Source organism: Lacrimispora sp. 210928-DFI.3.58 (assembly GCF_020554865.1).
Lineage (GTDB): Bacteria > Bacillota > Clostridia > Lachnospirales > Lachnospiraceae > Enterocloster.
Map to the genome: position 1 here is coordinate 1 of NZ_JAJCIC010000066.1, position 10,725 is coordinate 10,725.

Annotated in this window: 8 protein-coding genes and 1 pseudogene; 5 read left to right on the forward strand and 4 right to left on the reverse strand. The window is 47.8% G+C overall.

Annotated features, from left to right (window positions below; all coding sequences use genetic code 11):
• Positions 1 to 380 (forward strand): annotated as a pseudogene (locus LIZ87_RS21245) (cell wall-binding protein); the annotation flags it as partial.
• Between the two features lie 61 nt (positions 381 to 441).
• Here LIZ87_RS21245 and LIZ87_RS21250 read toward each other — a convergent pair.
• The 4 genes from LIZ87_RS21250 to LIZ87_RS21265 form a co-directional block, all read right to left on the reverse strand.
• Complete coding sequence (locus LIZ87_RS21250; protein WP_227149132.1) at positions 442 to 1,053, reverse strand: N-acetyltransferase; 612 nt, start codon at positions 1,051 to 1,053, stop codon at positions 442 to 444.
• A 5-nt stretch (positions 1,054 to 1,058) separates the two neighbouring features.
• Positions 1,059 to 1,229 (reverse strand): hypothetical protein, encoded by a 171-nt coding sequence (locus LIZ87_RS21255; protein ID WP_227149133.1) that lies wholly within the window; start codon positions 1,227 to 1,229, stop codon positions 1,059 to 1,061.
• A 469-nt stretch (positions 1,230 to 1,698) separates the two neighbouring features.
• Positions 1,699 to 2,409, reverse strand: a complete 711-nt coding sequence (locus tag LIZ87_RS21260) for a response regulator transcription factor (RefSeq protein ID WP_227149134.1) — start codon at positions 2,407 to 2,409, stop codon at positions 1,699 to 1,701.
• Positions 2,410 to 2,431: 22 nt separating this feature from the next.
• Entirely contained in the window at positions 2,432 to 4,885 is a 2,454-nt protein-coding gene (locus LIZ87_RS21265) for an endonuclease MutS2 (RefSeq protein ID WP_227149135.1), read from the reverse strand.
• Positions 4,886 to 5,374: 489 nt separating this feature from the next.
• Here LIZ87_RS21265 and LIZ87_RS21270 point away from each other — a divergent pair, with 489 nt between their 5' ends.
• The 4 genes from LIZ87_RS21270 (at position 5,375) to LIZ87_RS21285 (ending at position 10,493) form a co-directional block, all read left to right on the forward strand.
• Entirely contained in the window at positions 5,375 to 6,718 is a 1,344-nt protein-coding gene (locus tag LIZ87_RS21270) for a S1C family serine protease (protein WP_227149136.1), read from the forward strand.
• A gap of 119 nt (positions 6,719 to 6,837) precedes the next feature.
• Positions 6,838 to 7,782, forward strand: coding sequence for a 3'-5' exoribonuclease YhaM family protein (locus LIZ87_RS21275; RefSeq protein ID WP_178314976.1), 945 nt, complete (start codon positions 6,838 to 6,840; stop codon positions 7,780 to 7,782).
• Positions 7,783 to 7,885: 103 nt separating this feature from the next.
• Positions 7,886 to 9,253 (forward strand): 23S rRNA (uracil(1939)-C(5))-methyltransferase RlmD, encoded by a 1,368-nt coding sequence (gene rlmD, locus LIZ87_RS21280; protein WP_227149137.1) that lies wholly within the window; start codon positions 7,886 to 7,888, stop codon positions 9,251 to 9,253.
• 214 nt (positions 9,254 to 9,467) lie between these two features.
• Positions 9,468 to 10,493: an Abi family protein gene (locus tag LIZ87_RS21285; RefSeq protein WP_227149138.1), complete on the forward strand. Its 1,026-nt coding sequence runs from the start codon at positions 9,468 to 9,470 to the stop codon at positions 10,491 to 10,493.
• Positions 10,494 to 10,725: the final 232 nt, after the last annotated feature.

The following is a 10,725-nucleotide window of genomic DNA, read 5'->3' on the forward strand; positions in this document are numbered from 1 at the left end:
CCGGAGGCTGGCGTAAGGGCCTGGTGTGTGTCCGGCGCTACATCCAGGATGATCCAATGAAGTCCGGCTGGCAGCAGGAAGACGGGGGATGGAGGTTCTACCTGGGCAATACCGGGGAGTACGTCCGTAACTCCTGGTACCTGGACGAGGACGGCAGATGGTTCTGGTTCCGCGGGGACGGCCTTATGGTGCATGACACCTGGTATCAGTACAAGGGGGCCTGGTACTACCTGGGAGCCGATGGTGCCATGGTAACAGGCCTGCAGGATATCAATGGCAAGTGGTATTACCTGGACGCTGACGGCAAGATGGCTACAGATCCGGTAACGCTCACACCTGATCAGGATGGGGCGCTGCAGTGGCCGGGGCTGGCGGAGTAAGAAAAAGCAGGGCAGGTCAATAAAATCTGTCCTGTTTCTTTTTGAATAGTCATTCCATTATTTACTTTAAATACTTTAACAACTGAATTAAATACTCTCCCTCTAAATCGGTTTCATCCCTATCTAATTTTCTCCTTCCAAAAGGCGTAAAACCATTCCTTCTATAAAAAGATAAAAGTTTTTCTTTTTCTTCACATTCCAAATAAACGAATCTCCCACCAATTTCGTTCTGAATTTCTTTTACTTTATTCGTAGCCATTTGAAGTAAATCGTCTCCAGAAATAAGGTAATTATTTCCATCGGCATAATTCTTTCCCAGTTGCGCTATTAATGGAGCAGGAACTATGTACTCTTTCGTATCCGGTCTAAACGTTCCGTGATTCCCCATTCTTTTGGCCATTGTATTACTAATTGAGTCTTTACAGACACAAATGTGTTTTGACGCTACAGTGTAATATCCTACCAAATATTTTTCTTTTTCATCATCAGATTTCCAATATACTAATGTCGTCCGTGATAAATACTGTCTGGAGAACTCAATTGCTTTATACCTTATAAATAATTCCACATCTTTGTTTTTAGGACACATAAAAGAGGAGAGAATAGATTTTACTTTATCCTCTCCCAATTCAGATATCATATTATTTAGTTTGATTTGAACAAACTCTGCCATAATTATTATTCACCAAAGAACTCTTTGATTTTGTCTCCTGTTATTTCAGAGCATTTTCTACTAATCTGTACCTGCTCATGTTTTTTGCTTTTTGCATTGTCCAGTGCGTCTAAAAATGTATGAGCAAGACTCCGCTCTTTGATGGAGACATCCTTAAGAATGCTTTTCGTTGCCATACGTATCACCTCCTGTACATCGCTGGCAATTTATCTTATGTAAGACTATACGGATCTGTGCGTACCTTGACTTAATAATACGTAACTAGTAACTTCATTATAACCAATTTTTGATGAAAATCAATAAAAAAATGTAAAATAATTCGCGTTTTTATGTAATGCTAGGAGAATTCCCTATCTATAATAGATATTGGCAATATACCAGTATTTTCTAACTATAGATTCAGTGTATCTGAGAATATTCAATGGAGATATGCCGAATTTGGCGGAGTAACATAGAGAAGGGCGGGCCCGTTTATCCGGTATCCGCCCTATATAAAAGCATATCGTATCATTTCTGACTGTTTTTTGACTGCATAACACTTATTTTTGACTGTTTTTATCTAGCGTTAGTTAGTGATTTAAAAACATGAAAAACCTTGATTTTAAGCCAAAAATCAAGAATTTATGGACATTTTGAAAAAGTATATCAGCGCTTTACCTCGAATTTGTAGCCGATTCCCCATACAGTCGTGATGGCCCAGCTGGAATGGTCCTTGATCTTTTCACGCAGGCGCTTAATGTGTACATCCACTGTCCTGGTGTCCCCGATGTACTCATAGCCCCAGATGTGGTCTAAAAGCTGTTCCCTGGTAAATACCTGGTTGGGAGAGGAGGCAAGGAAGTATAAAAGCTCCAGCTCCTTTGGCGGCATTTCTACCGAATGGCCCCGGTAGATGACAGAGTAATTGGTGAGGTTCACAATAAGATCCGGGTACTCCACAAATTCTCCCTGCTGCTGGGAAGAGGCGGGAGTGGGGGCAGGAGCCATCTGGTAACGGCGCAGCACGGCCTTCACCCGCGCTACCAGCTCCTTTGAGTCAAAGGGCTTGATCATATAGTCGTCTGCTCCCAGCTCCAGTCCCAGAACCTTGTCAAAAATCTCCCCCTTTGCGGACAGCATGATAACAGGCACCTGGGAGGAAGCGCGCAGCTCCCTGCATACCTGGTATCCGTCAATGCCGGGAAGCATCAGGTCTAACAGCACGAGGTTGGGCTTAAATTCGGGAAATACCTTTAAGGCCTCCTCGCCGTCGCCCACGATCATTGTCTCGTAGCATTCCTTCATCAGGTACAATGAAATTAATTCTGCAATATTGGCATCGTCATCCACGATCAGGATCCGTTGTTTCTCTGCCATGAAAAAACCTCCTCTTTTCTCTCTATTTGAATGTTACAATGGTTACGCCGGTGTCGCCTTCACCGAATTCGCCCAGGCGAAATTCCTTGACGTATTTTAGCTGGCGCAGGCGCTTGTGTACGGCATTTTTCAGGGCTCCTGTGCCGCGGCCGTGGACAACGCGGACATTGGGCATGTGGGCCAGATAGGCATCGTCTAAATATTTCTCCATCACAGGCATTGCCTCGTCCACCGTCATGCCGATCAGATTGACCTCCGGGGAGACGGAGTAGGATTTGGACATTTTGATCTGACCGCTGCCGGTGCCTTTGCCTTTGGCTGGGGTCCAAAGATTTTTGGTCTTCCCAGTGGACTTCTCGCCGTAGTTTATGGAAGAGCCGTCTCCTAAGGTAGCGCTGATGTCATTTTCACGGAGCAGCTCCAGATCGCGGATATTTACCAGGGATCGGAGGATGCCCATTTGGACGTAGAGGTCGCCCTTGGCGTTGGGCAGAGTGCTCACTGTGCCCTTTAAGTTCATGGATAATACCTTTACGCCGTCGCCGATCTTTAACTTCTTCGGTGAAATGGGCTGGCTGGGGCCCTTGGCCTTGACTGCCAGCTTTTCGTCCGTTTTCTTCAGCTGTTCACGGAGCTTGGCGCGCTCAGCCTCCAGTTCTTTGTTAAGGCCGGAGGATGCGGCCAGTTTATTGATCTGTTTGATGGTCTGGTCAGCTGTTTCCTTGGCCTCCCGCAGGATCTTCTGTGCCTCCTCGGTGGCGTTCCGGATGACCTTATCCTTGCGCTCATCCAGGCGCTCTTCCTTTTGGGTTAAGCGTTTTTTGAGCTGGGAGATCTCCTCCTTGTAGGTCTTGATCTCTTCCTGCTCTTTTTCAATGGTCAGGCGGCTGCTCTCTAAGCTGGAGAGCAGGTCCTCAAAGGATTCATCCTTGGCCTCCAGATGACTTTTCGCGTCCTCGATAATGTAATCCGGCAGGCCAAGCTTCTTTGAGATAGCAAAGGCATTGCTCTTGCCCGGAACGCCGATCAGCAGGCGGTAGGTAGGCTGGAGGGTTTCCACGCTGAACTCGCAGCAGGCATTTTCTACTCCGGGAGTCGTGAGGGCAAAGACTTTTAACTCGCTGTAGTGTGTGGTTGCCATGGTGCGGCATTTCATGTTGTGGAGGAAGGAGAGGATGGAGATGGCCAGGGCCGCTCCTTCGGTGGGGTCTGTTCCGGCTCCCAGCTCATCGAAGAGACAGAGGGAGCGGGAGTCTGCTTCATTCAATATGTGAACGATGTTTGTCATGTGAGCGGAGAAGGTACTTAAGCTCTGCTCGATGCTCTGTTCATCGCCAATGTCGGCAAATACCTCGTCAAAGACAGCCAGCTCGGAGCCCTCCCAGGCCGGTATGTGGAGGCCTGCCTGGCCCATGAGGGTGAACAGGCCTACGGTTTTTAGAGAAACCGTTTTTCCGCCTGTGTTGGGACCGGTGACGATGAGAAGGTCAAAGTCCTTGCCCAGCCAGACATTGGTGGGGACCACGGTCTGGGGATTTAACAGAGGGTGACGTCCGTCTTTGATATGGATGTAGCCGCGGTTGTTGAATACAGGGGCGCTGCAGCGGTAGTGGCGGGAGAGGGCGGCCTTGGCGAAGATAAAGTCCAGCTGGGCTAAGAGGTCTGTGTTCAGCTTTAATTCTTCGCAGTAAGGGGCGCACTGGTTGCTCAGGGAGGCAAGGACTGCTTCGATCTCTTTTTGCTCCCGGATCTCCAGCTCGCGCAGCTCATTGTTTAATCGGACGATGGCCATGGGCTCGATAAACAAAGTGGAGCCGGTGGCCGACTGGTCGTGGACCATGCCGGATACCTGGTTTTTGTACTCCGCTTTTACCGGCAGGCAGTAACGGCCGTCACGCATGGTGATGACGGCATCCTGAAGGTAGGTGCGGTTGGAGTTTAATATGGAGTTTAACTGGGTGTGGATGCGGTCAGCCGTAACCTTCATGGAACGGCGCACATGGGAAAGTCCCGGGCTGGCATCATCGGCGATCTCATCCTCGGATAGGATGCAGCGTTTGATCTCGTTATTTAAGGGGGTGAGAGGCTCTAAGGCGGCGAACAGAGGCTCTAATGAGTCGGGGTCGCCGGCAGCAGAGTCCTGGTCCTGGTCGTGGCGGCCATAGGCCTTGGCGCGGGCGGCAACGGTCAGGACGGAGCTTATGGATAGGAGCTCCGGGATGCTTAAGGCGCTGCCGATTTCCAGGCGCTTTAAGGAGTCGGTGATGTCCCGGAGGCCGGAAAAGGAGACAGAGCCTTTGAGACGGATGCGGGTTACGGCATCTGTGGTGTTGGACTGCCAGGTTCGGATCTCTTCCAGGCTGGAGGAGGGGGTGAGGCTGCGGCACAGGGCTTTCCCTAAGGGGGATGCGGCGTAGGTCTCCAGGGTGGTTATGATTTTTGTGTATTCTAATGTTTTTAATGATTTTTGGTTCATGAGTTGATTCCTTGTTGTTGTGGTGTTGATGGGTTGATGAGAAGGGGCGGTGGGGCGGACGAATGGGGGATTCGTTGCCTGCGGCTGCGTTGTGTGCGGGTTGTGATCCTGCAGTGAGCGACTCGCGGCTCGTGGTGTGCGGTTCGCGGCTTTGCAGTGTGGACCTGCGCGCATAGTGTGCGGCCCGCGACCCCGCAGTGCGCGCTCACTTCCGCTGCGCTGCAGCTCGCTCACGGGCAACGCCCTATGAAAAAAATCAGAAAATCATCTGCTTTTGTGCAAGCACAACGCAGCTGCTTCTCTGATTTTTTTCGCACTGCTCATTGCCTACGTGGACATTATACCATAAACTCCCCCTTTTACTATCATTTTTAAGAGAAGTTTAAGAGATGTGGGGATAAGTTTGGTATCTTTTGCGTGTTAAAAACTTGCATATTCAGGGGAAGAAACGTATAATAGGAATGAGATTCTTCGACAGGAGGATGCATTATGGCGGATAAGGGCGGAGATAGGCTTAGTGGGAATAAGGGACAGGAGCCGGGGCAGGACAGGCCTCGTCCTTTTATTAATGAGAAGATCGTCCGCCAGCCTGTGACGAAAAGACAGATAGCCAGAAGGATCCTGCTGACTGTGTTTTGCGCTGTTTTGTTTGGTGTTTTGTCGGCAGTGTGTTTTGTGGTGTCCAGGCCGGTTGCGGAGAAAATTTTGGGACAGAAGTCTACGGAGGAGAGTACACAGATCACCATTCCAAAGGATGAACCGGAGACTCCTGCGCCTACGCCGGAGGAGACAACGGAACCGGAGGAGTCTTCTGAGACAGAGGCTGTGGAGGAATTGGTGCGCTCTGAGCTTAAAAAATATCCATATTCTGTGGAAGATCTGAATAAGCTTTATAATAACCTGCGAGCCATTGCCATGGATGCGGATAATGGCTTGGTGTCGGTCCACTCCATCCAGCATGGAACAGATTGGTTTGACAATCCCATCGAGACAACAGGACAGTTTTCCGGTGCGGTCATATCCTGCACCAGGGGAGAGATCCTGATCCTTACGCCGGAGGAGGCAGTGGAGCAGGCAGATTCCATCGAAGTGGTATTTGCTGACGGGACCATGGCGCCGGGAGCAGTCAAGCAGAGCGATTCGGTGATGGGACTTGCTGTTGTGAGTGTGGATGCTTCCCAGATGGACAGCGGCGCATTTAAGAAGGTGGTTCCCATTAACCTGGGCAACTCCTATGGAGTAAAGCAGGGAGACATGGTGGTGGCCATCGGTGCACCTGCGGGAATCGTGCATTCCAGTGATTACGGCTTCATTTCCTACGTGATACGCAATGTCCAGACAGTTGACGGCACCGCCCGCATTTTCTATACGAACACTCACAGTGACACAGAGGCAGGCACCTTTCTGCTGAATGCATCCGGGGATCTGATCGGATGGGCTACTGATAAATATGCAGACGGAAGCAGCATCATGACAACGGTGGTGGCCATTTCTGATTATAAGGGCATACTGGAAATGCTGAGCAATGGCGTGGCTGCTCCCTATGTGGGAATCCGTGGTCAGGAGGTGAGCCAGGCAATGGAAGAGAGCGGGATGCCGAATGGGATCTATATCACTACGGCAGTGACGGACAGCCCTGCCTATGAGGCCGGTATCCAGCCGGGAGATGTGCTGACCTGGATGAACGGCGAGCAGGTGGGCAGCATGAAGGATTTCCAGAACCAGGTGGAGAAGTTCCATGTGGGGGACAAGGTGAAGATCGCTGTTCTGCGGAGCAATGGCAGAGATGAATACAAGGAAATTGAGTTTGATGTAACAATCGGAGCCAGGTAGTTTTAACGCCTGGCTGCGTTATTGTATTTGAGCATTTTATGCCTGTGCCTGGCCAGTGTATGGCGCGGCAGGATGATGCTGAAGCTATGAAAGCGGATTAGAAAGAAGAGGAAAAGGCTATGAAATATATTGAGACCTTCAGAGAAGGAATGCATACAACAGATGTATATCTGTGTAAAAATAAACAGATCGCTCTGACGAAAAGCGGGAAGGAATACGGGAACCTGGTGCTCCAGGATAAGACAGGTACCATAGATGCCAAGATCTGGGATCTGAATTCTCCGGGAGTAGGCGATTTTGAGACCATGGATTATGTCCATGTGGAGGCAGATGTGACCCTGTTCCAGAATTCACACCAGCTGAACATACGCCGTATCCGCAGGGCTCAAGAGGGAGAATATGTGGAGTCCGACTATCTTCCTGTGTCCAAAAAGGATATTAAAAAAATGTACGAGGAGCTGTTGGGCTTTATAAAGAGCGTGAAAAATCCCTATCTGAACCGCCTGCTGTCCCTGTATTTTGTGGACAATGAAGCCTTTGCCAAAGCCTTTCAGTTCCACTCTGCCGCGAAGACCGTTCACCACGGTTTTGTAGGCGGCCTTCTGGAGCATACCTTAAGCGTGACAAAGCTGTGTGATTACTATGCGTCCTACTACCCGCAGCTTAACAGGGATCTGCTGCTGACAGCGGCCATTTTCCATGACGTAGGAAAATTAAGGGAGCTGTCCACCTTCCCGGAAAATGATTATACGGATGACGGCCAGCTGCTGGGACATATCATCATTGGCACAGAGATGGTTGGGATCACCATCCGTTCCATCAAGGGCTTTCCGCCTAATCTGGCAGCAGAACTGAAGCACTGCATCCTGGCCCATCACGGAGAGCTGGAGTACGGTTCACCGAAAAAGCCGGCGCTGCTTGAAGCATTGGCATTGAACTTTGCGGACAATACGGATGCAAAGATGGAGACCATGATCGAGGCCTTAAATGCAGGCGGAGACAACAAGGGATGGCTGGGCTTTAACCGGCTTCTGGAAACCAATATCAGAAAGACTTCAGAATAAAGAAGCGCGATGCCGACAAAGCGATTTTCAGACATGTTCCGGGGCAATAAATTTTCCCGGAGCTTGTTTCAGGGAATGAAAACCGGAGAGATAAAAGAATAACATGCAAAAAAATCAGGAATTTACAGTTACCATTGAAGACATGAACGAGGACGGAGCCGGAGTGGGGCGCCTGGAGGGCTATATCTGGTTTATCAAGGATACAGTTATTGGAGATGTGGTCCGGGCAAAGGCCATGAAGATGAAAAAGACCTATGGCTTTGCCTGCCTTGTAGAGGTGCTTTCACCATCAAGCTTTAGGGTAAAGCCCCCGTGCCCTGTTGCACGCCAATGCGGAGGTTGCCAGCTTCAGGCCATGAGCTATGAAGAGCAGCTGAGATTTAAGGAGCGGAAGGTCCTTAACAATCTGTTGCGCATTGGCAGATTTTCTGAGGAAGAGATCCACATGCTCCCCATTATGGGCATGGATCATCCCTGGAGATACCGCAACAAGGCTCAGTTCCCCTTTGGAGAAGACAAAGAGGGAAGGATCATCACCGGCTTTTATGTAGGCCGTACCCATGCCATCATTGAAAATGAGGATTGTCTCCTGGGTGTGGAAGAGAACAGGAAAATATTGGAAATTATTAAGGCCTATATGGTTTCAGAGGGAATCCGTCCTTACAATGAACAGACCCATAAGGGCCTTCTTCGTCATGCCTTGATACGCAAGGGATTTCGCACAGGGGAGCTCATGGTATGCCTTGTGATAAATGGGAAAAAGCTTCCGGGTTCAGACAAGCTGGTGCGCATGCTGTGTGAGATAGAAGGCATGAGAAGCATCTCCTACAGCATCAACCAGGAGAAGACAAATGTCATTATGGGAAAGGAGACTGTCAACCTTTACGGCCCCGGATACATTACCGACTACATTGGCAATGTTAAGTACCAGATATCCCCCCTTTCCTTCTATCAGGTCAATCCCGTCCAGACAGAAAAGCTTTACGGCACAGCACTGGAATACGCAGAACTGACAGGGGATGAGACCGTATGGGACTTATACTGCGGGATCGGAACCATTTCCCTGTTCCTCGCCCAGAAAGCAAAAAAAGTCTACGGCGTAGAGATCGTGCCCCAGGCCATAGAGGATGCAAGGAGGAACGCAGCTCTAAACGGCATAAAAAATGCCGAATTTTTTGTAGGAAAAGCAGAAGAAGTCCTCCCGCGAGAATACGAATCCAATCACATATACGCCGATGTCATCGTAGTAGATCCCCCCAGAAAAGGCTGCGACAAAGTATGCCTGGACACGATTTTAGAGATGTCACCTAAGAAAGTAGTATACGTAAGCTGCGATTCCGCAACCTTGGCGCGGGATCTGCGGTATCTGGCAGATGGAGGGTATCGGGTGGAGAAGGTGAGATGTTGTGATATGTTTGGGGGGACGGTGCATGTGGAAACAGTCGCTCTGCTGACGAGAAAAGCCCGGTAAATCAATGGGTTTCGGCCGATTTGGGACAAAAATGGATGTGTGTTTCGGTTTCCGTAGAATGGGTATGGGGGAATTGATTTACCCCGGGGATAGATGTTTCAGGACAAGTGATATATATTTTGGCAAAAGGGATAACATCTTTATCAAACTCTTTGACGAATGATGCTTTTTGATATATACTTAAAAGCATTACTGACAAGGGAGGTGCACAAATATGTCGGACTCACATCCTAAAAGTACGGATGGTTTAATGCGCTATCTGCGCGACAAAAAAGGAATCTCTATTTCTGGTTCATCGCAAAAGCGTAAACTTATGAATATAGGATACTATCATGGATATAAGGGATATCGTTACATAAATGCACCTTCAAAACATGTCCCTTATACTAAATTTGAAGAATTGGTTGCTGTCTATGACTTTGATGCTCAATTAAAATCGTTGTTTTATCCTAACGTAATGTTAATTGAAACAGCCGTTAAAAATTATGCCCTCGACATTTTAGTCGCTTCAACAAATTCTGAAAGTTTTATCGATATTTATAATCAGTTGTTGGATAACTATAAAATGTTTTCTACCAAAGGTAAAACATACAAAAACGCCCACGACCGTCAAAAAGCTGAAGAAAAATTCAAACGAGAGTTAAAAAGGCGGTTAGATTTGCGTAATCGAATCTATAAGGTTCAGACTGATGCTTATGGGAATGGAAATAAGATTGCGGATCACTATCTTCGTAAAGATGCCAACCTGCCAATATGGGCGACCTTCGAATTACTTAGTTTAGGTGAGTTCGGTCATTTTGTTTCATGTTTGAATCAAAATTGCAGAGCAGATATTTCAAAAAAACTTGGGATACGGCCTTCTGATGATTCAAATGCCATGATGCCGCAACGTTTGATTTATGCCACGAAAGACCTTAGAAATGCCATTGCCCATAACGATGTGATTTTTGATACACGTTTCCGGACTGGAAGCATTGATAAACAGGTGGGAAATGCTATCTCTAATGCTACCGGAGTAAAAGGATTAACTTTCGGGACTATCACAGATTATTTAGTTTTGGTAATTTACCAATTGAAACTGCTTCATGTATCAAAAACAGAAGTGAAACGAATTATATCGGGGTTTGAAGATATTGTTGAAAAATTACGCAGCAACGTTCCAACGAGTATTTTTAACCAGATTATCCATACAGATAATAATGTAAAACTTACCAAATTAAAAATTTATGTTAAGTCGTGAAAATCCTTGCATTTTCTATCCCTTTTTTGTATACTATAAATGTGAATAGCGGTACGTCTCTATGGAGCGTACTTGGGAGAATCGGATGCGTCCGGTTCTCCTTTTAATTTACAGTAAAAAAATGACATTCCATTTCACAAAAAAGAAAGCTAATGCCCGATGACCGACTGTTCTCTCGATAGTGTCAATAGTTTTTCGCAAATTTAATTCCTGCCGTTCAGCAGCTGGCAGT